General features: G+C 59.9%; 22 protein-coding genes. 14 read left to right on the forward strand and 8 right to left on the reverse strand.

What is annotated here, in order from left to right; translation table 11 throughout:
* Nucleotides 1-157: 157 nt before the first annotated feature.
* Complete coding sequence (locus tag Q2T52_RS22170; RefSeq protein ID WP_302079061.1) at nucleotides 158-2,254, reverse strand: bifunctional rhamnulose-1-phosphate aldolase/short-chain dehydrogenase; 2,097 nt, start codon at nucleotides 2,252-2,254, stop codon at nucleotides 158-160.
* Between the two features lie 201 nt (nucleotides 2,255-2,455).
* Here Q2T52_RS22170 and Q2T52_RS22175 point away from each other — a divergent pair, with 201 nt between their 5' ends.
* The 13 genes from Q2T52_RS22175 to arsK all read left to right on the forward strand — a co-directional run bounded on the left by Q2T52_RS22175 (nucleotide 2,456) and on the right by arsK (nucleotide 13,843).
* The gene (locus tag Q2T52_RS22175; protein WP_302079062.1) at nucleotides 2,456-3,268 is read left to right on the forward strand and encodes a DeoR/GlpR family DNA-binding transcription regulator; all 813 of its coding nucleotides are present in this window, start codon (nucleotides 2,456-2,458) and stop codon (nucleotides 3,266-3,268) included.
* 53 nt (nucleotides 3,269-3,321) lie between these two features.
* Nucleotides 3,322-4,326, forward strand: a complete 1,005-nt coding sequence (gene rhaS, locus Q2T52_RS22180) for a rhamnose ABC transporter substrate-binding protein (RefSeq protein WP_302079063.1) — start codon at nucleotides 3,322-3,324, stop codon at nucleotides 4,324-4,326.
* A 161-nt stretch (nucleotides 4,327-4,487) separates the two neighbouring features.
* Nucleotides 4,488-6,020: a sugar ABC transporter ATP-binding protein gene (locus tag Q2T52_RS22185; protein ID WP_302079064.1), complete on the forward strand. Its 1,533-nt coding sequence runs from the start codon at nucleotides 4,488-4,490 to the stop codon at nucleotides 6,018-6,020.
* A gap of 9 nt (nucleotides 6,021-6,029) precedes the next feature.
* A complete protein-coding gene (locus Q2T52_RS22190; protein WP_302079065.1) occupies nucleotides 6,030-7,019 on the forward strand; it encodes an ABC transporter permease in 990 nt (329 codons plus the stop codon).
* Nucleotides 7,016-8,026 (forward strand): ABC transporter permease, encoded by a 1,011-nt coding sequence (locus Q2T52_RS22195; protein WP_302079066.1) that lies wholly within the window; start codon nucleotides 7,016-7,018, stop codon nucleotides 8,024-8,026. Before Q2T52_RS22190 ends, Q2T52_RS22195 begins: the two co-directional genes overlap by 4 nt.
* A complete protein-coding gene (gene rhaM, locus Q2T52_RS22200) occupies nucleotides 8,023-8,343 on the forward strand; it encodes an L-rhamnose mutarotase (RefSeq protein WP_302079067.1) in 321 nt (106 codons plus the stop codon). The genes Q2T52_RS22195 and rhaM overlap by 4 nt, the downstream gene beginning before the upstream one ends.
* Nucleotides 8,340-9,719: an FGGY-family carbohydrate kinase gene (locus tag Q2T52_RS22205; RefSeq protein WP_302079068.1), complete on the forward strand. Its 1,380-nt coding sequence runs from the start codon at nucleotides 8,340-8,342 to the stop codon at nucleotides 9,717-9,719. Before rhaM ends, Q2T52_RS22205 begins: the two co-directional genes overlap by 4 nt.
* A 68-nt stretch (nucleotides 9,720-9,787) precedes the next feature.
* Entirely contained in the window at nucleotides 9,788-10,303 is a 516-nt protein-coding gene (locus Q2T52_RS22210; RefSeq protein WP_302079069.1) for a ferritin-like domain-containing protein, read from the forward strand.
* 123 nt (nucleotides 10,304-10,426) lie between these two features.
* Nucleotides 10,427-10,783: an ArsR/SmtB family transcription factor gene (locus tag Q2T52_RS22215; protein WP_302079070.1), complete on the forward strand. Its 357-nt coding sequence runs from the start codon at nucleotides 10,427-10,429 to the stop codon at nucleotides 10,781-10,783.
* 1 nt (nucleotide 10,784) lies between these two features.
* Nucleotides 10,785-11,483 carry an aquaporin gene (locus Q2T52_RS22220; RefSeq protein ID WP_302079071.1) on the forward strand — a complete coding sequence of 233 codons (699 nt, stop codon included), beginning with the start codon at nucleotides 10,785-10,787 and terminating at the stop codon, nucleotides 11,481-11,483.
* A 2-nt stretch (nucleotides 11,484-11,485) separates the two neighbouring features.
* Nucleotides 11,486-11,908 (forward strand): arsenate reductase (glutaredoxin), encoded by a 423-nt coding sequence (gene arsC / locus Q2T52_RS22225; RefSeq protein WP_302079072.1) that lies wholly within the window; start codon nucleotides 11,486-11,488, stop codon nucleotides 11,906-11,908.
* Complete coding sequence (gene arsH, locus Q2T52_RS22230) at nucleotides 11,883-12,620, forward strand: arsenical resistance protein ArsH (RefSeq protein WP_302079073.1); 738 nt, start codon at nucleotides 11,883-11,885, stop codon at nucleotides 12,618-12,620. Before arsC ends, arsH begins: the two co-directional genes overlap by 26 nt.
* Nucleotides 12,617-13,843 (forward strand): arsenite efflux MFS transporter ArsK, encoded by a 1,227-nt coding sequence (arsK, locus tag Q2T52_RS22235; RefSeq protein ID WP_302079074.1) that lies wholly within the window; start codon nucleotides 12,617-12,619, stop codon nucleotides 13,841-13,843. The genes arsH and arsK overlap by 4 nt, the downstream gene beginning before the upstream one ends.
* On the opposite strand, the gene Q2T52_RS22240 is transcribed toward arsK, so the two are convergent.
* From Q2T52_RS22240 to Q2T52_RS22250, 3 genes are all read right to left on the reverse strand, one after another.
* Entirely contained in the window at nucleotides 13,844-15,559 is a 1,716-nt protein-coding gene (locus Q2T52_RS22240; RefSeq protein ID WP_302079075.1) for a catalase, read from the reverse strand.
* Nucleotides 15,560-15,674: 115 nt separating this feature from the next.
* A complete protein-coding gene (locus Q2T52_RS22245) occupies nucleotides 15,675-16,670 on the reverse strand; it encodes a P1 family peptidase (RefSeq protein ID WP_302079076.1) in 996 nt (331 codons plus the stop codon).
* A 25-nt stretch (nucleotides 16,671-16,695) separates the two neighbouring features.
* On the reverse strand, nucleotides 16,696-17,979 hold the full coding sequence (locus tag Q2T52_RS22250; protein ID WP_302079077.1) for an NAD(P)/FAD-dependent oxidoreductase: 1,284 nt from the start codon (nucleotides 17,977-17,979) through the stop codon (nucleotides 16,696-16,698).
* A gap of 241 nt (nucleotides 17,980-18,220) precedes the next feature.
* Here Q2T52_RS22250 and Q2T52_RS22255 point away from each other — a divergent pair, with 241 nt between their 5' ends.
* Entirely contained in the window at nucleotides 18,221-18,457 is a 237-nt protein-coding gene (locus Q2T52_RS22255; RefSeq protein ID WP_215569816.1) for an Lrp/AsnC ligand binding domain-containing protein, read from the forward strand.
* A gap of 66 nt (nucleotides 18,458-18,523) precedes the next feature.
* Here the strand turns inward: Q2T52_RS22255 and Q2T52_RS22260 are convergent, their stop codons facing one another.
* The 4 genes from Q2T52_RS22260 to Q2T52_RS22275 all read right to left on the reverse strand — a co-directional run bounded on the left by Q2T52_RS22260 (nucleotide 18,524) and on the right by Q2T52_RS22275 (nucleotide 25,210).
* On the reverse strand, nucleotides 18,524-18,724 hold the full coding sequence (locus tag Q2T52_RS22260) for a hypothetical protein (protein ID WP_302079078.1): 201 nt from the start codon (nucleotides 18,722-18,724) through the stop codon (nucleotides 18,524-18,526).
* 363 nt (nucleotides 18,725-19,087) lie between these two features.
* Nucleotides 19,088-21,610, reverse strand: a complete 2,523-nt coding sequence (locus Q2T52_RS22265; protein ID WP_302079079.1) for an aminotransferase class III-fold pyridoxal phosphate-dependent enzyme — start codon at nucleotides 21,608-21,610, stop codon at nucleotides 19,088-19,090.
* Between the two features lie 145 nt (nucleotides 21,611-21,755).
* On the reverse strand, nucleotides 21,756-24,227 hold the full coding sequence (locus tag Q2T52_RS22270; protein ID WP_436799574.1) for a glycosyl hydrolase 2 galactose-binding domain-containing protein: 2,472 nt from the start codon (nucleotides 24,225-24,227) through the stop codon (nucleotides 21,756-21,758).
* Nucleotides 24,224-25,210 (reverse strand): DUF1839 family protein, encoded by a 987-nt coding sequence (locus Q2T52_RS22275; protein WP_302079080.1) that lies wholly within the window; start codon nucleotides 25,208-25,210, stop codon nucleotides 24,224-24,226. The genes Q2T52_RS22270 and Q2T52_RS22275 overlap by 4 nt, the downstream gene beginning before the upstream one ends.

The raw sequence follows: 25,210 nt of genomic DNA on the forward strand, positions 1-25,210 counted from the left end.
CTCCCTTTCCTCCTCTGCCATGCCTCTGCTCGTCCTTGTGCTCGACAAGAGCGATGGAACGAGCGGAGGCCGCTCTGCTGATCTCCCCCGCTTTAAGGGGGAGATGCCTGGCAAGGCAGAGGGGGGTGAGCCTCAAGTCACCAAACAGCGACGTTACTTACCGCGTAAAGCTCTGGGCGTTACCGGCATCCACATTGATGATGTTGCCGGTCGACTTGGCTGAAAGATCGGATGCAAGGAAGTAGATGGCTTCCGCGATATCTTCCGGGAAGACGTTCAGCTTCAGCATGGAGCGCTTGCGGTAATGCTCTTCCAGATCGGTCACCTCGATCTTGGAAGACGCCGCACGTTGTTCGCGCCATTCGCCGTTCCAGATCTTTGAGCCGCGAAGCACCGCGTCCGGGTTGACGGTATTGACGCGGATGCCGGCCTCTGCGCCTTCCAGCGCAAGGCAACGGGCCAGATGGATTTCCGCAGCCTTGGCCGTGCAATAGGCGGATGCATTCGGAGAAGAAGCAAGGCCGTTCTTGGAGGCGACGAAGACCACATTGCCGCCGAGGTTCTGGCGACGGAACAGACGGAAGGCCTCGCGCGACACCAGAAAATAGCCAGTGGTGAGAATGCTGATGTTCTTGTCCCACATGGCAAGCGTGGTTTCTTCGACCGGAGCGGACGACGCAATACCGGCATTGGAAACCAGAATATCGACGCCGCCGAATTCCACGCAAGCCTCTGAGAAGGCGGCAGCCACCGCATCTTCCTTCGTCACATCCAGCTGCACGGAGCGGACCGCATCATGGCTGTAACGCTTGGCGAAATCGGCTTTTGCCGTTCCCAGCGCTTCCGCATCGATATCGGCCAGCACCACGCAGGCGCCTTCCGCCATCAGGCGTTCCGCCGTTGCGCGACCAATGCCGCCCGCGCCGCCGGTCACGAAGGCCACGCGGCCTGCCAGGCTCTTTGGCTTTGGCATGCGCTGCAGCTTTGCCTCTTCCAGCAGCCAGTATTCGATATCGAAAGCCTCCTGCTCGGGAAGGCCCTGATACTCGGACACGGTGGACGCGCCGCGCATGACGTTGATGGCGTTGACGTAGAATTCACCGGCAATGCGCGCCGTCGCCTTATCCTTGGCAAAGGAGAGCATGCCGACGCCCGGAACCAGGAAGATGACCGGATTGGGATCGCGGATCCTGGGCGAATTATCGTGCTTGCAGGCTTCATAATAACGCGTGTAATCGGCGCGATAATCTTCCAGCGCCTTGTCCAGACCGGCGATCACGGTATCGACATCCGGCTTGGCCGGATCGAAATTGAGGATCAGCGGGCGGATTTTTGTGCGCAGGAAGTGGTCGGGGCAGGAGGTGCCAAGCGCGCCCAGCGGCTTCAGGTTATTGGAATTGACGAATTCCAGCACGGCATCCTGATCGTCGAAGTCACCCAGCTTGCGCTCGGCCTTGCCGATGCGGCCGCGAATTTCCGGCATCAGTTTCGCAGCAATCGCGCGGCGCTGATTGGCAGGCAGGCTTGTCGTCACGGCACCGCCGAAGATGACCTTGCCTTCCGTCTGCGCCGCGAACCACTCGATGGCCTTGTTAATGATTTCCAGCGTCAGCTCATAGCATTCCTTGGCGTCATTGGCCCAGGTAAACAGGCCGTGGCTTTCCAGCACCACGCCCTTGGCATTCGGGTTGGTCTTCACGAAGGCTTCGAGATCGAGACCCAGCTGGAAGCCGGGGCGGCGCCAGGGCAGCCAGCCGATGTCGGCGCCAAAAATCTTCTGCGTCAACTCTTTCGAATTCTTCGAGGCGGCGATGGCAATGATGGCGTCCGGATGCATATGGTCGACATGTGTGAACGGCACGAAACCATGGAGCGGCGTATCGATGGAAGCAGCACGCGGGTTCAGGTTGAACGTGCAATGCGGCAGGAAGCCCACCATGCGGTCTTCGTCGTGAACGCCCTGATAGATGCCCTTCAGGGCCTCCAGCTTTTCCTGATAGAGGGTCGCGAAGCCATCTAGCTTGATGGTGCCGACATCACCGCCAGAGCCCTTGACCCAGAGGACCTGCACCTTCTGGCCGGTCAGCGGATCGGTTTCCATGACCTTGGCGGATGTATTGCCGCCACCGTAATTGGTGATGCGCTTATCCGCGCCCAACAGGTTGGAGCGATAAAGCAGCTTGCCGGGCTCATCGAGCTTGGCGGCGTAAGCATCGTCCCAACGATTTTCGAGAAGGCGGGTTTTGCCCGACATGGAACAGTCCTCCCAAGTGTTCGTGCGCTGCGCGGTTTGCCGCGAAGCATCTCCTTGGGTTGAGGATATCGCGCATGGTTGCGCCCTTTGTCAATCATAAACGATCATGACCACGCATTGTGCGCTGCAATATAATCTTTTTTGATCGTTTATGATTGACATGATCAAGTTGTTAAGAATAAATCGAAGCAGGAGGACCCTATGCACGAACGCGAACGCCATCGCATTATCTTGAGCGCCATTCAGGAAAAGCCTGTGGTGACCGTGCAGGATATTGCCGAGCTGACCGAGGCTTCCGAGGCGACGATCCGGCGCGATATTGCGGCTTTGCATGTGCAGGGAAAGCTTCGGCGTGTGCGGGGCGGGGCAGAGGCCGTGCATCCACCGCAACAGGGCAATCTGGCAGCGCGTCCGTTCCGAGTATCCGAATCGGTCAATATCGACAAGAAACGCGCAATTGCGCGCGCCGCCGTGGAGCTTTGCGAGGAAGGCGATTCGATCATCATCAACGGCGGCACGACCACTTTCCAGATGGTGCATTTCATGTCGGCGCGCCGCCTGCAGGTGATGACGAATTCCTTCGCTATTGCCGAACATCTGGTCAAGCATTCGAAGTGCACGGTTTCCGTGCCAGGTGGCGCGATCTATCGCGACCAGAGCCTGATCCTGTCGCCGTTCGAAAATGATGCGATCCGAAATTTCTATGCACGGCGCATGTTCATCGGGGCTCAAGGGATTTCGGCGCATGGCGTCATGGAGCCAGATGCGCTGGTCATCCAGAGCGAGCAACGCCTGATGCGCCAGGCGGACGAGCTGATCGTGATGGTCGATTCGAGCAAGTTCAATCGCCGCTCCAGCATGATCCTGTGTCCGCTTGAGAATGTCTCGACCATCATCACCGATGATGGCGTCTCGGAAGAGGCTGTCGCCATGCTGGAAGGGGCGGGCGTGAAGGTTTTGACGGTGAAGCCGATGGCCTCACCCGTCAAGGAGGATGCTTCCTCCGTCGCGTGAGAGGCGTGGCCGAGGAAGGGGAGAACGTTCATTTACTTTGGGAGGAGTGAAACATGAAACTGACAAGACGTCATTTCGGTGCAGCAGCCATGGCGCTGGCCGCATCGGTTTCCATGGCCAGCATGGCATCTGCAGCGGATGTCAAAATCGCGCTGGTCGTCAAGTCGCTCGGCAACGGCTTCTTTGAAGCCGCCAACAAGGGCGCGGAAGAAGCTGCCAAGGAACTTGGCGGCGTGAAAATCATCTATACCGGCCCGACCACCACGACGGCGGAAGGCCAGATCGAAGTCATCAACTCGCTGATCGCGCAAGGCGTCGATGCCATCGCCATCTCCGCCAACGATCCGGATGCTGTCGTTCCGGCGCTTAAGAAGGCTGCCCAGCGCGGCATCAAGGTCATCTCCTGGGATTCGGGCGTGGCACCTGCTGGCCGCATCATGCACCTCAACCCGTCTTCCAACGAGCTAATCGGCAAGATGTGTCTGACGCTTGCGAAGAACCATCTGCCTGACGGTAAGGGCGATTTCGCGATCCTCTCGGCTACCACCACGTCCACGAACCAGAATACATGGATCGCGGAAATGAAGAAGCAGCTGAAGGATTTCCCGGGCCTCAACCTCGCCACGACGGTCTATGGTGACGACCTCGCCGACAAGAGCTACCGCGAAGCGCAGGGCCTCCTGAAGTCGCAGCCGAATGTGAAGGTTATCGTTGCGCCGACGACGGTTGGCGTTCTTGCTGCCTCGCAGGCCGTGAAGGATGCCGGCAAGATCGGTCAGGTCTATGTCACCGGTCTTGGTCTTCCGTCCGAAATGGCGGGCGCCATCAAGTCGGGTGCGACGAAGGAATTCGCCATCTGGAACCCGATCGATCTCGGCTATTCCGCAACGCAGATCGCCTATCACCTCGTCAAGGGTGATGCGACCGGCAAGCCGGGCAGCGAGATCAAGGCGGGCCGCATGGGCTCCATCAAGATCGGCGAGAATGGTGAAGCCGCAATGGCCGATCCATTCGTCTACAATGCGAAGAATATTGATCAGTTCTCGAAGATCTTCTGATCCTCACGTTGTGAAATTCCCTCTCTGGCCTGCCGGCCATCTCCCCCACAAGGGGGGAGAACACTCGCGGCATCATTCAGTGATATGCCGTGAGGGCGCGGCAGGTTAGCCCCTCCCCCTTGTGGGGAGGGGTTGGGGAGGGGCTTTGGATATAATCAACAATGAATGCTGTCGCACCCATGATTATGACCACGCCGCTGGCTGCTGAGACGCCCATTCTGGAAATGCGCGGCATCAGCCAGATTTTTCCGGGCGTGAAGGCGCTGGATCAAGTCTCCATCAGCCTCTATCCAGGTGAGGTGACGGCGCTGATCGGTGAAAACGGCGCGGGCAAATCCACGCTCGTCAAAATTTTGACCGGCATCTACCGGCCGACCGAAGGCGAGATCCTGTTGGATGGCCAGCCGGTACAGTTCCCCAGCGCTCAAGCTGCCATCGATGCGGGCGTTACAGCAATCCATCAGGAAACCGTGCTGTTCGATGAGCTGACGGTGGGGGAAAACATCTTCCTCGGTCACGCGCCGCGCACTCGCTTCCGCACGATCGACTGGCGCACCATCAACGCCCGTTCGCGGGAACTGTTGCAGCAGCTGGAAAGCGATATCGACCCGACCATCCGGCTCAAAGACCTGTCGATTGCCCAGCGGCATCTGGTGGCGATTGCCCGGGCCCTGTCGGTCGAAGCGCGCATCGTCATCATGGATGAGCCGACGGCAGCCTTGTCCCGCAAGGAAATCGATGACCTCTTCCGCATCGTGCAAGGCTTGAAGCGGCAGGGCAAGGCAATCCTCTTCATCAGCCACAAATTCGATGAACTCTATGAAATTGCAGAGAACTTTGCCGTCTTCCGCGATGGCAAGGCGGTGGGCCATGGCCGCTTGAAGGAAACGCCGCAAGGCGAAATCGTGCGCCTGATGGTGGGCCGCGATGTGCATGACGTTTTCCCAAAGGTGGAAGCGCAGATTGGACCGGCGGTTCTCTCCGTTCAAGGCTACAGCCACCCGACGGAGTTTCGCGATATCTCGTTTGAGCTGAAGCGCGGCGAAATCCTTGGTGTTTACGGGCTCATCGGTGCCGGTCGTTCGGAGCTTTGCCAATCGCTGTTTGGCATTACGCGCCCCTCGGCGGGTCGCCTGACCCTCGAAGGTCAGTCAGTCGAGATTCGTACCGCGCAGGATGCGATTGCGGCGGGCATTGTCTATGTGCCGGAAGAGCGCGGCCGCCACGGCCTGGCGCTGCCCATGCCGATCTACCAGAACATGACGCTGCCATCGCTGGCAAAAACCTCTCGGTCCGGTTTCCTGAAGGCGGCGAACGAGTTGAAGCTGGCGCGGCAATATGCGGAGCGGCTGGATCTGCGCGCCGCCGCTTTGTCGGTGCCGGTCGGCACGCTCTCCGGCGGTAACCAGCAGAAGGTTGTCATCGGCAAGTGGCTGGCAACGCAGCCGAAGGTCATCATTCTCGATGAACCGACAAAGGGCATCGATATCGGCTCCAAGGCCGCGGTGCACGGCTTCATTTCCGAACTTGCCTCCCAAGGCCTGTCGATCATCATGGTCTCGTCCGAACTGCCGGAAGTGCTCGGCATGTCGGATCGGATCATGGTGATGCGCGAGGGGCTGATGGCGGGGCTTTACGACCGGTCGGAGGCGACGGCGGAGACGCTGGTGCGCGCCGCGACCGGCAATGCGTGAGTGCGCTTCATGACGAAACTTCTCAAAAGCCGCGAACTGCTTCTGTCCGGCATCATTGTGTTGATGATCGCGGGCTTTGCCACGCGAGCGCAGGGCTTTGCCGAACCCGGCAATCTCGTGAATATCTTCAACGATACGTCGATCCTGATCATTCTGGCGCTCGCGCAGATGACGGTGATCCTGACGAAATCCATCGATCTGTCGGTGGCCGCCAATCTCGCCTTCACCGGCATGGCGGTTGCCATGACGAACGCAGCCTTTCCCGATCTGCCCCTGGTGCTGCTCATCGTGATGGCGCTTGGCATTGGAGCCTTTCTGGGATCGATCAACGGGTTCCTTGTCTGGATTTTGCAGATACCGCCGATTGTCGTGACGCTCGGCACGCTGACCATCTATCGCGGCATGGCCTTTGTCTTGTCCGGCGGCGCCTGGGTGAACGCGCATCAGATGACCCCGACCTTCCTCAATGTGCCGCGCACGCCCTTTCTCGGACTTCCCATTCTGTCGTGGGTCGCCATTGCGGTGGTGCTTGGCATGGGCTTTCTGTTGACGCGTACGCCCTTCGGCCGCTCAGCCTATGCTTCCGGCGGCAATCCGGTCGCGGCCGTCTATGCGGGCATCGATATCGGCCGCACGCGCTTCTTTGCCTTCGTGCTGTCGGGGGCGATGGCGGGCCTTTGCAGTTATCTCTGGGTCTCTCGCTATGCGGTGGCCTATGTCGACATCGCCAATGGCTTTGAGCTGGATAGTGTCGCGGCCTGCGTGATTGGCGGCATTTCCATTGCGGGCGGCATCGGTTCCGTGGCCGGTGCTGTGCTGGGGTCGCTCTTCCTCGGCGTCATCAAGAATGCATTGCCGGTGATTGGGATTTCACCTTTCGCCCAGATGGCGATCTCGGGCGTGGTCATCATTCTCGCCGTTGTCTTCAATGCCCGCGCGGAAGCCAAGAAGGGCCGTATCATCCTGCGCAACCGTGCTACCCACGAGGCGACCGCATGAGCGACGTCAACGCAAACGCTACCCGCCGCGTCATTCCAGATCGTCTCGGAACGCCCGTCACCCGCATTCTCGCCAGCTGGGAAGTGCTGCTGTTCGGCGTGGCGGTACTGATCTTCATCGCCAATTCGCTGGCCTCACCCTACTTTCTCGATGCGTATAATCTGTCGGACGCGACCTTCAACTTCACCGAAAAGGCGATGATCGCCTTTGCCATGGCGCTTCTGATCATCGCCGGCGAAATCGATCTGTCGGTCGCTGCCATCATCGCGCTGGCCTCGACGGCCATGGGCGCGGCGGCGCAGGCTGGCGTCGGCACAGCGGGGTTGGTTGCCATCGGGATCGGCGTCGGTGTTCTCTGTGGCGCGTTCAACGGCACGCTGGTCTCCGTGCTGAAACTGCCGTCCATTGTGGTTACCATCGGCACGATGAGCCTGTTTCGCGGCATTTCCTACATCGTGCTGGGCGATAAGGCCTATGGCGGCTATCCGGAAAGTTTTGCCTATTTCGGCCAGGGCTATTTGTTCTGGGTGTTTTCGTTCGAGTTCGGCCTTTTCCTGCTCTGTGCCGCCGTGTTTGCGGTGCTGCTACATGCCACGAATTTCGGCCGTCAGGTCTATGTGATCGGCAATAACGATTTTGCGGCACGCTTTTCCGGCGTGCCGGTAGAGCGGGTAAAATTCATCCTCTTCCTGCTGACGGGTCTGATGAGCGGTATCGCGAGCGTCTGCCTCACCTCACGACTTGGCTCGACGCGGCCTTCCATCGCGCAAGGCTGGGAGCTGGAAGTGGTGACCATGGTCGTGCTCGGCGGCGTCTCCATTCTGGGTGGCGCAGGTACGATTGCGGGTGTCGTCATCGCCGCCTTCGTCATGGGTCTCGTCACCTTCGGTCTGGGGCTGCTTAACGTGCCAGGCATTGTGATGTCGATCTTCGTTGGCCTTCTTCTTATCATCACCATTGCGCTCCCCATTCTGGCGCGTCGCATCAAACAGGCATCCAGGTCATGACGCTCGAAAAACACGCTTTCAAGATGAAGCTGAACCCCGGCATGCAGGCTGAATACAAAAAACGGCATGACGAGATCTGGCCGGAACTGGTGGAGCTACTGCATCAGGCGGGGGTCCGCGATTATTCCATACATCTCGATCCGGAAACGAACGTCCTGTTTGGCGTGCTGACGCGTCCTACGGATCACGGCATGGCCAGCCTGCCGGAACATCCGGTCATGAAACGCTGGTGGGCGCATATGGCTGATATCATGGAGTCGAACCCGGATAATTCGCCTGTCGCCATCGACCTCGTGCCCGTCTTCTACATGCCATGACTGAAACCCGCCGCATTGCTGTTCTGGATATCGGCAAGACTAATGCCAAGGTGCTGGTGCTCGATTGCGCGACCGGCGAAGAGTTGGATGTGCGACGCAGGTCGAACAAGGTTGTTCCGGGCGAACCCTATCCCCATTACGATATCGACGCGCTGTGGCACTTTTTTTGCGAAACCCTGGCGCAATTCAGCGCTGCTCCCGGCTTCGACGCGATATCCATCACCACGCATGGCGCTTCGGGCGTATTGCTTGACGAAGCTGGCGGACTGGCCATGCCGGTGCTGGATTATGAATACGAATACTCTGAGGAAATCCGGGCTGCATACGCGACGCTTCGTCCGTCCTTTTCAGAAACGTTTTCGCCCGCTCTGTCCGGCGGCCTGAACCTCGGGGCGCAGATCCATTTTCAGAAGACAGCCTTTCCGGCCGAGTTTGCGAAGGTCCGAACGATCCTGACCTATCCGCAATACTGGGCCTATCGGCTGACGGGTGTTGCGGCAAACGAAGCGACGTCGCTCGGTTGCCATACGGATCTTTGGCAGCCGGGGCAGGGGGCATTTTCCTCGCTGGTAGATCGTCTCGGCATTCGCGATAAGATGGCACCGGTGCGTTCCGCCTTCGATGCGCTGGGGCCGGTGCGACCGACACTGGCGGCGGAGCTTGGGCTTCAAAAGCCGGTGCCAGTCTATTGCGGCATTCATGATTCCAATGCCTCTCTGTTGCCGCATCTGGTGGGGCGTGAAGCACCCTTCGCCGTTGTCTCCACGGGCACATGGGTCATCAACTTCGCCGTGGGCGGCGATCTCCAGCATCTGGATCCGGCGCGCGATGCGCTAGCCAATGTCGATGCCTATGGCCGTGCGGTGCCCTCCTCCCGCTTCATGGGCGGCCGTGAATTCGAACTGCTGACCGCGGAGCTTGGACCCTATCCCGCAGACGCCGTTCGGGAAGCTCTGCCTGACGTCATTCAATCGCGCCTGATGTTGCTGCCCAATGTGGCGGAAGGGTCAGGGCCGTTTCCCGGCCGCAAGCGGCGCTGGGTGAACGCGGACGGGCAAGGGGAAATTAAGCGCTGGGCCGCTGCCATCCTGTATCTGGCTCTGATGACCGAGGCTTGCCTGGATCTGATCGGTGCAGACGGTCCCGTCCTGGTGGAAGGACCCTTCGCCGCCAATGCCGCCTATCTGGCGGTGTTGCAGGCCGTGCTTGGGCGGTCCGTCATTGGTCTCTCCGGTTCCACCGGTACAAGCCAAGGGGCAGCATTGCTGGCTGGCATCCGGCTTCTACCCGCCACTTCCAAGCCCGCAGAGGTTTGGGCTCTGGAGGGGCTCGCCGCCTATCGCACGGCCTGGAAAACCGCCGTTCAGGAGAGCTGAGGAACTCTGCTGGCTTCCGCCGGTTAGTGCCATGACAACCCCAATGGAACGAACCCAAGAGGATTGACATGGCAGAAGCCAATGAAACCCGCGATATCTTCGTGACGGGCCTGAAAAATGCCCATGCCATGGAGAACCAGGCGCTTTCCATCATGAAACCGCAGGTCTCCCGCATCGAGAACTACCCGGAAGTGGCCCAGAAGCTGGAGCAGCATATCCGCGAAACCGAAGGCCAGATCGCGCGTCTCGATGAGATCCTGGGCAGCCTGTCCGAAAGCCATTCCTCGCTGAAGGACATGGCACTATCGATGACCGGCGCCATGGCGGCACTTGGCCATACGGTTGCCGGTGACGAGATCATCAAGAATTCGTTTGCCAACTTCGCTTTCGAGAATTTCGAGATCGCGGCCTACAAGTCCCTGCTGACGGTCGCGGAACTTGGCGGCTTCCCGGCGGCCATGAGTGGTCTGAAGGCCAATCTGGATGAAGAGGTGAACATGGCCCAGTGGATCGACCATAACCTCCGCAGCCTGACCATCAAGTTTGCTTCGCTCAAGGAAGCCGGCCAGACCGCCAAGGTCTGATACTCTTTCCGACAGCCTGCATTTCGATTGCTGTATGTTCGGGAGAAGATGCCCCGTCGTGCTCTTGCGCATTACGGGGCATTATTGTATCTGTTATTTCAATTTTCATAGGAATGTTGAATTATGGATGAGAGGCAGGCTGTCGGGCTCTTCAGTGCCCTATCGCAGGAGACGCGTCTTGCGATCATCCGTATGCTGGTTGTGGCTGGCCCGCAGGGCATGGCCGCTGGTGCCGTCGCGGAAGCGGCAGGTGTGTCGCCGTCGAACGTGTCCTTTCACCTCAAGGAGTTGGAGCGAGCGGGGCTGGTCTCCGCCCAGAGGGAATCGCGCTCGATCATCTACTGCGCAGCCTATGAGCAACTGTCCGCCCTCATCCGCTTCCTGATGGAAGACTGCTGCCAAGGCCGTCCGGAGATCTGCGCGCAGGGGAAGATTTTTGCCAGGGAGTGCTGCGCGGCCACGCCCGCGGAGAGCGTGTGAGATGGCGGTCGATCTGCAGCGCCGCCTGGCCGCCGAGGCTCTGGGAACAGCACTGCTGGTCGCGGCAGTGGTCGGTTCAGGCATTATGGCGGACCGATTGACCGGGGATTCTGCTCTGGCCCTCCTGTGCAATGCGATTGCGACCGGGGCGGTCTTGTTCGTTCTGATATCGATCCTTGGTCCGATCTCGGGTGCGCATCTCAACCCGGCAGTGACGATGACCTTTGCGCTTCGCAAGGACATCAGCATTTCAACGTCGTTGGCATATGTCGCGGCGCAGATCGTCGGCGGTGTTGCCGGAACGATGTTGGCCCACGCCATGTTCGATTTGTCGCTTCTGCAGATGTCGCAGACGGTGCGCACCGGGCCAGCCCAGTGGCTGGCGGAAGCAGTCGCGACATTCGGACTGCTCCTGACAATTTTCGGCGGATTGCGTTTGAGGGCAGATGCCGTGCCTTCACTGGTGGCACTTTACATCACATCTGCCTATTGGTTTACCGCATCAACCTCCTTTGCCAATCCTGCCGTGACCATCGCGCGCAGCTTCACCAACACGTTTTCGGGCATTCGCCTTGCTGATGTGCCGGGCTTCATCATGGTGCAGTTGATCAGCGCCGTGATCGCCGGATGGTTTGCAGCCTGGTTGTTTGCCGAACAGCATGACCACTCTTCATTGATCACAGCCGAAGGAGCTGACTGACCATGGATGTTACGATTTACCACAATCCGGCCTGCGGCACCTCGCGCAATACGCTTGCTCTCATTCGTCATGCCGGCATCGAGCCCACGGTCATCGAATATTTGAAGACGCCGCCGGCGCGTGACGTGTTGCAGAAGATGATTTCCGATGCAGGCCTCACTGTTCGACAAGCCATTCGCGAGAAGGGCACGCCCTATGCGGAACTCGGTCTTGACGATCCTGACCTCACCGACGAGCAGCTGCTGGATGCCATGCTGGCGCATCCGATCCTGATCAACCGTCCTTTCGTTGTGACGCCTCTGGGCACGCGTCTGTCGCGACCGTCGGAAGTGGCGCTCGACATCCTTCCGGATAGCTTCAAGGGACCGTTCCTCAAGGAGGACGGCGAACCCATATTGGATGCAGAGGGAAAGCGCATTGTCTGACCGTCTTTTTGACCTGCCTGCCGTTGATGTTCGCCACCTGAAACCATTTGAGCCCGAGGCTTTGCGGGCACCCTTTTCCACCCATAAGCCTCGTATTCTGGTGCTGTATGGTTCTCTCCGGGCAATTTCCTATAGCCGGCTACTGGCTGAGGAGGCCGGGCGTCTGCTGACGCATTTCGGCTGCGAGGTTCGCTTCTTCGATCCGCGAGGTCTCCCGTTTCCAGATGCCGAGCCCGTTAGTCATCCCAAGGTTCAGGAATTGCGGGACCTGTCGCAATGGTCGGAAGGCCAAGTCTGGGTCAGCCCGGAGCGGCACGGCGCGATAACGGGTATCATGAAGGCGCAGATCGACTGGATTCCGTTGTCCATTGGCGCCATCCGTCCGACGCAGGGCAAGACGCTTGCCCTCTTCCAGGTGTCCGGAGGATCGCAATCCTTCAATGCTGTCAACCAGATGCGCATTCTCGGTCGCTGGATGCGAATGATCACCATTCCCAATCAGTCGTCGGTCGCCAAGGCCTACCAGGAGTTTGATGAACACGGCCGGATGAAGCCATCGAGTTATTATGACCGGGTCGTGGATGTCTGCGAGGAACTGGTGAAGTTCACCTATCTCACACGCGATGTGTCTGGCTATTTGACCGATCGCTATAGCGAGCGGAAAGAGGATGCGGACAAACTCGAACAGCGTGCGAAGCCCACATCGATATGAATGAACGTCCGCCACTTGCAGCCATTGCCGCACTCGGGATCACGCAGATCATCGGCTATGGCACGCTCTACTACAGCTTCAGCATTCTGGCGCCCGACATGGCGCGTGATTTCGGCTGGTCCGTGGATTGGGTTTTCGGCTTCCTCTCGGCCGCCCTTTTCATGTCCGGGCTGACGGCGCCCTATGCCGGCCGGCTGATGGATCGCTTCGGCACGGGCCGCGTGATGGCCCTAGGGTCCGTTGCGGCATCTCTGTCACTCATGCTCTGCGCGCTTGCGCCCAACAGGGTGATCTTCCTTCTGGGCATTCTGCTGACGGAGCTTTCCGCCAATCTCGTGCAATATGGCGCGGCCTTTGCCATGCTGGTTGAGATCGGACCTCGTCAGGGTGCGCGCAGCATCACCTATCTCACGCTGATTGCCGGCTTTGCCTCGACCATCTTCTGGCCTTTTACGACGTTTCTGCATGAGCATCTCGCCTGGCATCAGGTCTACTGGCTGTTTGCCGCGTTCAATCTGCTGATCTGCCTGCCCTTGCATGTCTGGCTCAGTCTTTACAGGCGGGGTGGAGGACGCGTTCTGAGTGCTTCCGATGCCACGGCTCGGTCCGTGGCAGGCCTGTTACCCCTCAATGCGCAAAAGCACAGTTTCCGGCTCATGCTGGCGGGAATGGGCCTCATTGCCTTCGTCAACACAGCGCTGCTTTTTCACCTTGTGCCCGTGCTGCGGGGGCTCGGTCTCGGAGAGGCGGCCGTTCTGGTTGCGACGCTGTTCGGCCCGGCCCAGGTGCTGAGCCGGTTTACCAACATGATCTTCGGCAAAAACCTGAGCGTCCTGCATCTTGCCGTGCTGACAGCGGTTCTGCCGCCCCTCGCCATTTTGGTTCTGGTCCTGAGCTATCCCTGGACCTTCGGCAGCATCCTGTTCGCGATAGTGTTTGGCTTCGGGTCCGGCCTGTCCAGCATCGTGGCTGGCACCTTGCCCCTGTCTCTTTTTGGCAGCGAGGGCTATGGCGCCCGCCAGGGGCAGTTGACGCTGGTTCGCCTCGGCGCCTCCGCGCTTTCACCCTTCGGGCTCGCCTTCTTGCTGGAGCGGGCCGGTCCGGATCTAGTGCTCTGGTCGCTCATCCTGCTTGGACTGCTCAGCCTCGGTTTCTTTATTGCGCTGGCGCGGTCCGGAAACCGCGCCATGCAAGCGGCTCAACCTGCCGATAGGGGCAGCTGATTATTCTGCGGCCTGCTCGGTTATGGACTGACCGGGCAGCTTGCCCATCAGCACCTCCTCCGCCGTTGCCCGGTGGTTCTTTACCGAGCTTGTCCACTGGCCCCAGACGGTCCGGTCAATGCGGTCGCTGTTGCGGCCCAGGTTCTGCATGCGCCGCTCGTCTTCCTCCGTCAGCACCTGTCTGGGAAGCGGGCCAAGGTTGCGGACGTCTTCTGCAGTCAGCCCAAGCTTTTCGCCGACGCGGCGACCGTAATCGTCATGGATCAGGAAGAAGTGCCAGACCATGCGCTTCTGGACGTCCCGCTCACATTGAGAGAGGAGATCGCCCATATTGAAGATCAGGTCATCGCGCTCCCAGTCCATCATGGTGCAGAAGCGGCCGCGCGCCTGCACATAATCATTGCGCCGCTCCAGCACGGCCCGCGTCAGACGACCGTGGATTTCCGGCGGATTATTGGGTTCCTCGCGCGGGCTTTCCTTGAGACCATCATGGATGGAGGGCTCGTAATTGACATGCGGGTTCTGACCGGGCGCAAGATCGCGCTGGAAACTCATTTGTCCGCCGGTGAGATTGGTCGATACTTTGGCATTCCTGGCCTGATTGACAGGCAGCTGCAAGTAGTTGGTACCGACACGATAGCGCTGAGTATCGGAGTAGGAGAAGGTCCGGCCCACCAGCATCTTGTCGTCGGAGAAATCCAGACCGTCCACCAGAACGCCCGTGCCCATGGCGATCTGCTCATTCTCGTTGAAGAAGTCTTCCACATTGCGGTTGAGCGTCATGGTGCCGATGTGGCGCAGCGGAAAATCGCTTTCCGGCCAGATCTTTGTGTCGTCCAGCGGGTCCCAGTCGAGTTCCGGGTGGTCGTGATCCTCCATGATCTGCACATACATATCCCATTGCGGGTACTCGCCGCGCTCGATGGCGGTGAACAGATCCTTGGAGGCGGAACCGAAATCCTGACCTTGCACCTTGGCAGCTTCCGCAGCCGTGAGGCTCGACAGACCGCAACGCGGGTGGAAGTGGTACTTCACCAGTACCGTCTCACCCCGGTCATTCACCATCTTGTAGGTGTTGACGCCAAAGCCTTCCATGTGACGGTAGCTTGCCGGAATGCCGCGCGGGGAAAACAGATGCGTCAGCATATGCATGCTTTCCGGCGTCTGGCTCATGAAATCGAAGATGCGGTTCGGCTCTTGCCGGAAGGTCACGGGGTCTGGCTTCAACGAGTGGATGACATCCGGAAACTTGATCGCATCCCGGATGAAGAAGACGGCGAGATTGTTGCCGACGAGATCCCAGTTGCCGTCTTCGGTATAGAATTTGACGGCAAAGCCACGCGGGTCGCGCGCGACTTCCGAGGAATCCCGCCCGCCGATGACGGTCGAGAAGCGAATGGCGAGCGGTGTCTTCTTGCCCGACTTCTGGAACAGCTTTGCGCGGGTATACTTCGATGCCGGTTCATCACCGATCTTGCCCGTTGCCTCGAACTCCCCATAGCAGACGAAACCGCGGGCATGCACCACGCGTTCGGGGATGCGCTCCCGGTCGAAGTGGGTGATCTTTTCCAGGAATTGGTAGTTCTCGAGCGTGGCGGGGCCGCGGGCGCCGACGGTGCGTGTCGATTGATTGTTGGCGATGGGGTGCCCCTGCCGATTGGTCAGGGTTCTGTCGTCCGTGCCGGGTCGCATGTTGCTGCCGTCATTCTTGTCCATATCCGTCCCTTTCCTGCTAAAGGCCAACGTCCTTCAACACAGGGTCACAGGCTGAAGAACGTCGGTGCCTAACCTGCAGACGGAGTGGATGTTCCGATAGGATGAAGCGGAGGCGTCAGAGGAAGCGGTCGCGCCAGGCTTTCTGTGCGCCTTCAACGGGAAGCGCGGTTGCCTCATAGATGCCGCGGGCTGTGGCACGCGCAAAGGTGAGCGTCGCCAGATGGCAGAGTTCCATGAAGTCGAGCGGTTCATCGAGCGCAAGGCTGCCGGTGGAGGCGGCGAAGATCGTATCACCATCGGCAGGCAGATGGGCCGGTAGGACGGCGCGGGCCAGACCGTCATGCGCCATGATGGAAAGACGGTGGGCCTGTGCCTTGGTGAGAATTGCATCGGTCACCACAAGACCGATGGTCGTGGCCTTCAGGTTCACGCCCTTCAATCGCATCGATAGATCGTCGGCTGTGAATTGGGCGGGTAGGCCCATGCCACCAAATTCAGTCCCGCCTTCGAAGGGAGCGGCCCAGAAATGGGGGCCGTCTCCGACAGTGGCGGAACCCAGCGCATTGACTGCGACGAGAGCGGCAATCTTGTGCCCTTTTGGCGTCACGGCGCTGGCAGAGCCCAAGCCGCCCTTGAAGGTGGCCGTGGTGGCACCGGTGCCGGCGCCGACCGTACCCAATGCAAAGGCGCCCTTGGCGGCAGCCTTGAAGGCTTCATAGCCCATGTCCCGATAGGGCGAATGCAGGCCCCAATCCTTGTTGCCGCCATTCAGCAGATCCATCAGGATCGCCTGCGGCACGATCGGCACGCGTGTCGTGCCCACCTGCAATCCTCGACCCTCTTCCCGAAGACCCGCCTGCACGCCCCCTGCAGCATCGAGGCCAAAGGCCGAGCCGCCAGAGAGAACCAGCGCATCTACCTTTTCGACTGTCATGGCGGGATCGAGAAGGGCGGTATCACGCCCGCCCGGTGCGCCCCCTAGCACGATGCCGGACGCAATGGCGGGTTCATCGAACACCACCACCGTCACACCTGAACCAAGCTGAAGATCGGTCGCGTGGCCAACGCTCACGCCCTCGATGTCGGTCAGGAGATTGAGGGGCGCTGCCATGGGATCAGTCCTTGAGGTATCGGAATCAGAAGCGCTCGCCTGCCAGATGGGCAATTTGCGCACCCGCTTCGTAATAGGCTTCCTTCAGAGCCCGCAAGGGGGGCTCCTTTGGATCGGTAAGAGGCAGCGGCAGATCAGCTTCACGCATCTCGCCCAGCACATGTGCAGCAAGCACCTTGCCGAAGACCGTTCCCGGCGAAATGCCGCGTCCGTTATAGCCGGAGAAGCCGACGACGCGCTCGGCAAACTTGTGGAAGCGTGGGAGTGCGTTGTCGGTCATGCCGATCTGGCCATACCATTCCGCCTCGAAAGCGATCTCACCCAGTTGGGGGAAAAGGCGCTTCAGTGCGCGGCGCGCCCAGTTCTTGTGAATACCGGTTCCGGTGCCGCGCAGCGCGCCGACCGAACCAAAGACCAGCCGGCCTTTGGCATCCATGCGAAAGGAGGAGAGAATTTCCTTCGTGTCCCAGCAACCCTCGCGCTCCGGCAGAATGGAGCGACGCAGATTGTCCGAGAGTGGGACTGTCGCAAGGTTGAAATAAGGCAGGTAGACCTGCTCGCGCCTCACCTGTTCGAAGGGGCCCGTGGTGTAGGCATCGGTTGCGACGATCACCCAGTCCGCCGTCACGCTGCCGGCGCCTGTGGAGACGATGTGACGGCCCTTTTGCTGTTGCCACGCAATGACCGGGCTTGCCGTATGAAGGATGGCGCCTGCCCTGGTCGCAGCATGCGCCAGACCGCGCGCATAGGCGAGTGGCTGCAGCGTTCCCGCACGCCGGTCCAGAAGCGCGCCGTGATAGGCGCGGGTGCCGATCCGACGCTCCGTCTCTGCCGCATCCAGCACCTCAACCGGGGCGCCGCGCTTTTGCCATTGACGCGCGCGTTCTTCGACCTCCTTCAGGCCGGCATCGCCGACCGCACAATGCAAGGTGCCGGTACGGGTCAACTCGCATTCGATGCCGTGGCGGTCGATGATCTCCATCACCGTCTGCGGCCCATTGCCGAGGAGGTTCAGCAATCGTTCGCCATGGATTTCGCCCAGCTCTCCGGGTAGATCATCCGGCATCACCCACATGCCGGCATTGATCAGGCCGACATTACGGCCAGCGCCGCCAAAGCCGACCTCCTTGGCCTCCAGAAGAATGACCGATCGTCCGGCTTCCGCGAGATGCAGCGCGGAGGACAGGCCTGTATAGCCGCCACCGATGATGACCACGTCCGCTGTCCTGTCGCCTGTCAGAGGCTTTGTCTTTGGCGCGGGCGGCGCAGTCTTTTCCCAAAGACCGTGAGAGCGTGGATCATCAAGCATGGTACGGCATCCGAAAGCGTTAGGCTTCCTTACATTACCGCTAGCGGCGCGGGACCGATACAAACTTCTTTTCATGAACTTATTCTGTTGCGGAATGGCTGCGGCCGCCACGTCGCCTGCGGATCTCATTTCTCAAAACGCGCAAACGCGGCGGGTTGCGCCCCGGCACGGCTTCAGCCAATAGTCATCTCATGAATCAATCCGGTCGTTGGCGACGACGGCCAAGACGCAGGGAAATGCCATGAAGCCGATTTTCGTCCAGCTGCGCTGCGCGCCGGGCAAGACCTACGAAGTGGCCGATGCCATCTACAAGACCGAACTGGTGTCCGAGCTTTATTCCACCAGTGGAGACTGGGATCTGCTCCTGAAGATCTATCTGCCGGAAGGCGAGGAGATAGGCAAATTCGTCAATGAAAAGATTGCCGCCATTCCCGGCATCGAGCGCTCGCTCACCACGCTAACCTTCACGGCGTTTTGAAATTTCCCGCAACAAAAAAGCCGCCTTGGGGAAGAGGCGGCTTCATGCGTTTATTGGGATGATCACTTACGCGACCGCCCTGTGTTCCGCGATGGTCTGATTGCGGACGTGATTGCGGATGGCCAGACGTACTTCGTCGGCAGACGAAAAGCGTTGTTCATCCAGATCGATGACGTGAAACTTTACGGCGATAAACTTCAGCCGATCATTGTCCGGCACGACGATACCGACGGGCTCGCCGCCGAATTCAATAACCTGCTTCTGCATGGTCATACTCCTAGTGTGGCTGTTCGAGACAGCGATGACGAATTGACTGTTCAAATACCTGAAAGGTGAAGCGTCACATTCGACAGCACGGGGTGGAGATAAGGCCCGTGCGTTTTACACTGCGCATGCCCGAAAGAAGGGCGGCAGGGCGGATGATTGTCGACATGTCACTCTCCTTGGTTCGTGTTGCGCTAAATGAACGGGCCTTTTCCGGCTCGTTCGGTATGAATGCACCATATTCGAGTCGGTAAGAATGATCAACTTGAAAATCACCCTACTGGAAATTTTTTTCTGTTTGATGACAGGAGTGGGGCGAATTCGTGAAAAGTCATTCGCCGTTTCGCCTCATCTCTTAACGGCGCGCTATGTAGGTTCGACGGGGGCAGCCTGCAAGTCCTGCGCCTGAAGCTCCAGCGTGGCATCCGGAGGGCTCTGATGGGTCGCGTGCTGAAAGGCGAGTTCCAGGCCCGCCAGCAACTCTTCCAGGCTCTGTTGCCCGATGCACAATGGCATGCGGAGAGAAATCCTATCCGGAGCCGCAGGTGCTGGCACAAGGATGCCCTGTTCGGCCAGATCTTTCGCCAGGTGAAGGGGATCGCAGCCTGTCACGCCGAGATCAACGTTTAGGCCCTTGCCCTCCACATGCCGCAGCGCGGGGAATCGGCTGGTAATATCCTCCAGCCCTTGTTGCAGGCGCGCAGCCCTGCTTCCTGCAACTTGCACCAATGCGTCATCCTCCAGCAGACCAAGGACGGCGAGGCCAAGGCGGCAGGTGACGGAACTCGGAGCCCTCGATCGGGAGTCATTCGCAAGGTGACGTCCGCCTGCGGTCGTTCGCACGATGACCGCGGACAGCGGCTCTCCGGGAACAGGCGAGGGCGTCACGACGATATCCGGAGATTGTTCATCCGTCTCGAAGTGCCAAAGGCCATGTCCTGTCGCACCGAATCCGTTCAACCGCTCATCGGCAATCCTCAGCGGGCCTTCGTCAGCGCCAGCGTTTTCCGCCCATTGCCGGGCGAGATCCAGCGCCTCGTCCTCCGTCGTCAGCGCGATGATTCGGTCGAGTCCGTGGGGCATCGTGGCAAGCAGTGCCATACCATATTCCGTTTCGGCATCACTGGCATTGTGGTCGTTCAGAAGCATCCATTGATGATAAGCCGCTTCGGCCAGCGCCGGATGACCATGACCGACCACTCCGGCAGCGCCGGTCAAATCTAGAAAGCGACTGCCGTTCGCATCGAACAAAAATTCCTTCCACCCCCTGACCGCTGCCATGGTCAGCACTGGCGGGGCATCCACATCCACGCCGAGAAGCGGCGATGGCGAGAGACTCAGCCGTTTCCAGGCACCTACAAGTCGCGGAGGCGCAAACAGTGGCGGGTCCAGATCGGGGTCACGGCAAAGCCGGATCCGCAACCCGCCCACCGACCCTTCGGCGCCGCCCACGACGCCCAACGCATCGCCGGCAAAGAGCGCCGTTCCGTCCGGGTGTGTCGTCTCCAGGCCCTCGATATGAAGCGTTGCCTCCTTGCCCGAGAGAATGATCGGACCGTCCGTGTGGCGGATCATGCCACCGAAGGGAGCAACCGTCAGCGCTCCGGCCGGAACGCAGAGATCCACATGAAGGGCGAAATTCGTGGGCTCACCCTTTGCAGCGGCAATGTTTCGAGACAGACGATACTCGCCGTAGCGGGTGACGCCCATTCGGGTATCCCAGGCGGTGCGCGCGAGAAGTCGCCAGTCAATCTCCGGGTTGTCCCAGTTCCCTTGTGAGAAGAGCGGACTTGTGACGGAAAGATCCGTCAACCGGATGTCTGCTGTGGGCAGGTCCGGCAAAAGCCGCTCCAGGGCCGGTGCCGGTTCCTCCGGCCAATTGACCGCGTCAAGAATAGCAGCTTCCATCAGGACCGGCGCCATATCAGTGACGATGGAAAAGACACGGCGGGCTTCGACCAATGCAAGCGGATCTTCTTCCAACTCACCCAATAGATGACGCCGTTCGGCATCCGCGCAGGTCAGCCCTGCACAGGCGATGGTGAGGGGCCACAGTGCCTTCAACTCCTGCTCCAGCAATGGCATTTCATCGTGAAATGCCGTCACCAAGGGTAGCAAGGCAAAGACATCTCCATTGCCGTGGCGGGTGACGTCGGCCAAAACCGCGGCCAACATGCCGACGACCCACCCATCCCCTATGGCTTCCGGCGCCGTGATGGCTGCCGGTTCCAGCGTTCTGCCGCTGCCACGCCAGAGCAGGTTGTCTCCAAAAGGGCGATGATAGATTGGCTGAACCCGCAAGTCCTCGGCCAGTAGCTGCACCTTCTTCAAAGCCGCGACCATGGCCTTGGCAATCGGGTCCCGTACCGCATGATCCATGACACTCTTGAGAAGGCTCACAACCCGCGGGCCGGCCTGGCGTATATCATCGTCAACGGTCAATGCGGGAAGATCCGCGCCTGCCTCGGTCAAACTGGTTGTTAACCGGGCCAGGAACTTGCCAAGTTTGCGCATACGCGACGGAGAGAGAGCCTGCGAGGCAGATAGCGGCTTGCCCGGCGGGAGTGCCAGCAGGCGCATCTGTGCGTCGACACCATAGGGCGCGACGAAATCCCCGCCTTGGGTCGGGATGGGCTCTGGCGTGTCGGGTGCATCGGGATTGGGGCCAAGCTTGCGCAGAAGTTCTGTTTCAACGTGGAAGCGCTCAGCGCCTTCGCCGTTCGCTATATCCAGCCTGTAGCGCAGATGCCCATCATCAATGAGATAGCTTTCCGCCTGGGAGGCGACGGGTGTGAGTTCGGCTGAAAGCCCGTAGTGTTCTGCCAGAACCGCAGCCGGACCGGCGAGGGTAGCCAAGGGGGAATGCTCTGTCATCTCGGGCTCAGGCATCGGCATCTCCAGGCACATGTTCCAACACAAGATTAGCGCGAACGAGTGCGACGTCCATACTCCGGAGAGGGATGGATACGGAAATGTTTCGGAAACACTATCACTTAGCAGCGGGACGCTTTGCCGAACGCAACGGCCCTGATGTTCAGAAGTGGATGGGGCGACGGCTGCCAAGGCTTGTCATGTAGCCGGAGGGCAGCGCATTTGCCTCCTGCCCTGCCTCTGCCGTCAACAGCACACGCTTCGGCGTGCCCGGTGCCAGATGGAAGTGGTTTTCCCGTGGCCGAAAACCTGCTGCATGTATTGAGAGGTTCTGCATCAGCCTATTGCTGGAGATGTCAGCGGCCCAGCTGTCGTCCGCCACGCGTGTCAGCGAAAGCTCAACCGTTCCATCATGCAGTGCCGCAGCACGACCTTGCGGAAAGTGGAATGCTTCCGCAATCACGTCCTGCCTGGAGAGGTCGATCAATTGCGCATGGGTAACGTCATGCGAGGGCGGGCCGAAACGATAGGCATAGGTGGTGTCGAAGAAGGCGCCGAACAGATCGGTTGCGGCAAGTTTCACTGTACCGCGGGGACCCAGTTCCAGTTCCCGCTTGCCTGATACCACGGGCTGATGGCCGTCTCGCAGGCACGATAGCTGCAGCATCAGCGACCTGTTCTCGGACGTCTCGTTGATTACATGCACGTCGAGCCCGTTTGTGCCTTCATCCGACAGGAGAACCTGCACCGGTCGAAAGGCACGCTTCAGCGCATACCACGCGGATTTCGGACGACCGGTGGAATCGATCACCCCCCAGCCGGCGCCGGGCAGAAGATCCTGAAGGGTCCAGACGAGTCCGCCACGGGCGGTGGACCCTGGCCTGCGCCATTCGGCAAAGGTCGCCTCCATCACCTCCGCCGTCACCGCGCGCGAGAAGGTAAGATACCGTTCCGGGTCTTCCCGCCGAAGCCGGGCCGGATCGAGGCCATAGAGTTCGTTCAGGTAATGGTCACGCACATCTTCAAAATCCCAGCTTGCGCCGAGATCACGTGGCACCCGCGCTTTCCAGCTTGGATGGTGGACGGCTGGAACGGGCAGATGTTTCTCCAGCGTTTCCGCTTCCGGCACATGGGAGAATGCAAGGCACTCGGCCGCGAAGCGCAGATTGGCGCGACGCGCATCTTCCAGCGGCCGCATATAGGCTCCAACCCCGTAGTAATGGCTGACACCAGCATTGGGGAAAAAGGGCTGGGCACCGCCGCTGGGGGAATTGGCAACGAAGGGCAGATCCGGGGCAAGAGCGGTGACGAGAGATGGCAGGATCTCGCGTGTCAGCTCGCCGTTCCAGATGCTTGCCGGCAGGCCCAGCATGGCCCCCTGCTGGTGCATCTCGCTGCCGCCACAAAGAACAGCGAGCGAAGGCGAAGCCGAATTCGCCTGCAGAAGCTGCGTTAACTCTGTTTTCACGTGAATCATCAGCGCGTTGTCGGATGCCGGATAATCGAAGTTCGCCAGCATCAGATCCTGCCAGACCATCAGGCCCAGCTCATCGCAAAGCCGGAAGAAGGCCGGTGTCTCATAGGCCATGGTTCCACCAATGCGGATCATGTTCATGCCGGCATCGGCGGCGGCGCGCAGAAACGGTTCATAGGCATCGCGAGTGCCTGGCAGGTTGACGATATCCGCATTGGTCCAGACTGCACCTCGGCAAAAGACACGCTCGCCATTCACGATCAACGCTAAATCCTGGCCGTCCTTCCCGCGATCGATTTCGACCCGGCGGAAACCGGTCTGCCCAAGCTCCATGATCCTGCCATCCAGATTCAGACTGACGGGATATAGAATGGGTTCGCCATGGGTGTGGGGCCACCAGGGTTTGATGTCGGCAAGGACCAGTTCGGCCTCGAACCGGTCGCCTTGCCGGCTCAACCTTGTCTTTTTGCCGGCACAGGTGACGATTGCCTCGATGATCGGATCCTCTGCGTTGAAGGAAAGCTGCAGCCGTCCTTGACCCGATTCCGAGAGACTGCTTCGCAGCCATAGATCCCCGATCCTTGGAGCTTCCGGCCGGATCAGCGAAATCTCCCGCCAGGGGCCGACCGCAACGATATCGGGGCACCAGCCGGGCATGAAGCCGAGTGTCGTTGTGCGGATGAGGCGCAGGCCCTGCGAGCGCATCATGGCCGGGCGCCAGCGGGCACGCGGCCCTTTGGCGCTCAGTCTTGGACCGATCGCGCGGAAGCAGATCGACAGCACATCCTGGCCTGTCAGGTCGACGGGTACCTCACGTGCTTCGAACATGCTATCGCAGCTGAGGATTGGCTTACCGTTTAGATAGACTTCGGCAATCGTGGCAAGACCTGCAAACCTCAGGATGGCAGGCCCAGCTGCTTCTTGCAGCTTCAGCACATACCAGGCGTCGATATTCTCCAGAGAGACCGGATTGTTGCGGTCAAAGCGTCCCGCGGCCTCCAGAGCACCGGCGACGGTACCGGGAACCGGCGCATTAACCCAGTCCACGTGCGGACCGAAGTCCGCGGGAGACGTCACAGCGCCTGCTGCGGTCGTGGTCAGGCGCCACCCCTTGTTCAAGGGAATGCCGCACTGTCCGTTGCCTTGATTGCCCTCAGTCACGCTGCCTCGCGCTGGCCTTCCAGATCTGCTGCCAGTTCCAGTATCAGCTGATCCCATGCGGCAATCGCAGGATCAAGTGCCGTTGTCAGCGCATCGAACTTCTTGCGCGTCAGGGCGCGGGCAAGCTGGAACTGCGCGCTCTTTGCCGTCTCGGCAATCTGCAGAGCATGGCTGCTGGCCTTCGCAAAGCGGTCCGCCGGACCGAGCCAGATCAGGTGGCTTGAGAGCAGCTCGAAATTCGCCCCCATCTGGCGAAGCGTGTTGAAGGCGTATTTGTGGAAGAAGGCGAAGTCGCGCTCGCTGATCACGCGGGCTTGATCGACAAAGACCTCGGCAAAGGCCCGAACCGGATTTTCCGTCGGGCGCCGCTTGAAGTGCTGAAGAAGCAGGGTCTCAGCCACCATGCGCTGATGATCCAGCCCGGCAGCTACTGCCGGAAACTTGGCAAACTCCGTATAGGGCAGAAACGGCAAGGCATCCGGTGCCGCGTTCAGCTGGAACAAGCCGTCGAAATCTTCGCCGCTGACGTGGAAGAAGCCGCCATTATGGAAGTAATCCATCTCGCGGGCGGCGAGATCCAGTCGATTGATGGCAACCGTCGTCTTGCCATGTTCAAGGCGGTAAGCGACGCCGCGTGTATCCGGCATGAAATAGCTGTCCATCTCCACCAGGCAGAGCCGCTCGCGCGTGATCTGCACGCTGACATGCTCTTCAACCCGGTCGAAAATCGCCAGTTCCGTGACGCGGATGCCGTAAAGGGCTTCGAGATCTTCCAGAGGCACTTTGAAGAAGGTGAACTGGTCGCCCTCGAAATCCTGCGTCAGGGTAAAGCCCAGCATGGCTTCCGGCGCGACGCCATGGGCCGCCAGAACCTCGATCCAGAGATCGACATAGCAATTGGTTTCCGGCCAGATCCGCTCTTCCGAATGCAGCGCATGCGGCGCATAGCCATCCGGCCGAAGACCAGCAAAGACATGTGACAT

Source organism: Rhizobium oryzicola (genome assembly GCF_030504645.1).
Classification (GTDB): Bacteria; Pseudomonadota; Alphaproteobacteria; order Rhizobiales; family Rhizobiaceae; genus Neorhizobium; species Neorhizobium oryzicola.

What these genes read in the sequence shown, in the direction of transcription:
- Q2T52_RS22210 (WP_302079069.1), top strand. Translation starts at nt 9,788, where the DNA reads ATGGCAGAAGCCAATGAAACCCGCGATATCTTCGTGACGGGCCTGAAA.
- rhaS (WP_302079063.1), top strand. Translation starts at nt 3,322, where the DNA reads ATGAAACTGACAAGACGTCATTTCGGTGCAGCAGCCATGGCGCTGGCC.
- Q2T52_RS22240 (WP_302079075.1), bottom strand. Translation starts at nt 15,559, where the DNA reads ATGGACAAGAATGACGGCAGCAACATGCGACCCGGCACGGACGACAGA.
- arsK (WP_302079074.1), top strand. Translation starts at nt 12,617, where the DNA reads ATGAATGAACGTCCGCCACTTGCAGCCATTGCCGCACTCGGGATCACG.
- Q2T52_RS22205 (WP_302079068.1), top strand. Translation starts at nt 8,340, where the DNA reads ATGACTGAAACCCGCCGCATTGCTGTTCTGGATATCGGCAAGACTAAT.
- Q2T52_RS22195 (WP_302079066.1), top strand. Translation starts at nt 7,016, where the DNA reads ATGAGCGACGTCAACGCAAACGCTACCCGCCGCGTCATTCCAGATCGT.
- Q2T52_RS22275 (WP_302079080.1), bottom strand. Translation starts at nt 25,210, where the DNA reads ATGTCACATGTCTTTGCTGGTCTTCGGCCGGATGGCTATGCGCCGCAT.
- Q2T52_RS22245 (WP_302079076.1), bottom strand. Translation starts at nt 16,670, where the DNA reads ATGGCAGCGCCCCTCAATCTCCTGACCGACATCGAGGGCGTGAGCGTT.
- arsC (WP_302079072.1), top strand. Translation starts at nt 11,486, where the DNA reads ATGGATGTTACGATTTACCACAATCCGGCCTGCGGCACCTCGCGCAAT.
- Q2T52_RS22220 (WP_302079071.1), top strand. Translation starts at nt 10,785, where the DNA reads ATGGCGGTCGATCTGCAGCGCCGCCTGGCCGCCGAGGCTCTGGGAACA.
- Q2T52_RS22185 (WP_302079064.1), top strand. Translation starts at nt 4,488, where the DNA reads ATGAATGCTGTCGCACCCATGATTATGACCACGCCGCTGGCTGCTGAG.
- rhaM (WP_302079067.1), top strand. Translation starts at nt 8,023, where the DNA reads ATGACGCTCGAAAAACACGCTTTCAAGATGAAGCTGAACCCCGGCATG.
- Q2T52_RS22260 (WP_302079078.1), bottom strand. Translation starts at nt 18,724, where the DNA reads ATGCAGAAGCAGGTTATTGAATTCGGCGGCGAGCCCGTCGGTATCGTC.
- Q2T52_RS22170 (WP_302079061.1), bottom strand. Translation starts at nt 2,254, where the DNA reads ATGTCGGGCAAAACCCGCCTTCTCGAAAATCGTTGGGACGATGCTTAC.
- Q2T52_RS22250 (WP_302079077.1), bottom strand. Translation starts at nt 17,979, where the DNA reads ATGCTTGATGATCCACGCTCTCACGGTCTTTGGGAAAAGACTGCGCCG.
- Q2T52_RS22255 (WP_215569816.1), top strand. Translation starts at nt 18,221, where the DNA reads ATGAAGCCGATTTTCGTCCAGCTGCGCTGCGCGCCGGGCAAGACCTAC.
- Q2T52_RS22215 (WP_302079070.1), top strand. Translation starts at nt 10,427, where the DNA reads ATGGATGAGAGGCAGGCTGTCGGGCTCTTCAGTGCCCTATCGCAGGAG.
- arsH (WP_302079073.1), top strand. Translation starts at nt 11,883, where the DNA reads ATGCAGAGGGAAAGCGCATTGTCTGACCGTCTTTTTGACCTGCCTGCC.
- Q2T52_RS22175 (WP_302079062.1), top strand. Translation starts at nt 2,456, where the DNA reads ATGCACGAACGCGAACGCCATCGCATTATCTTGAGCGCCATTCAGGAA.
- Q2T52_RS22190 (WP_302079065.1), top strand. Translation starts at nt 6,030, where the DNA reads ATGACGAAACTTCTCAAAAGCCGCGAACTGCTTCTGTCCGGCATCATT.
- Q2T52_RS22265 (WP_302079079.1), bottom strand. Translation starts at nt 21,610, where the DNA reads ATGCCTGAGCCCGAGATGACAGAGCATTCCCCCTTGGCTACCCTCGCC.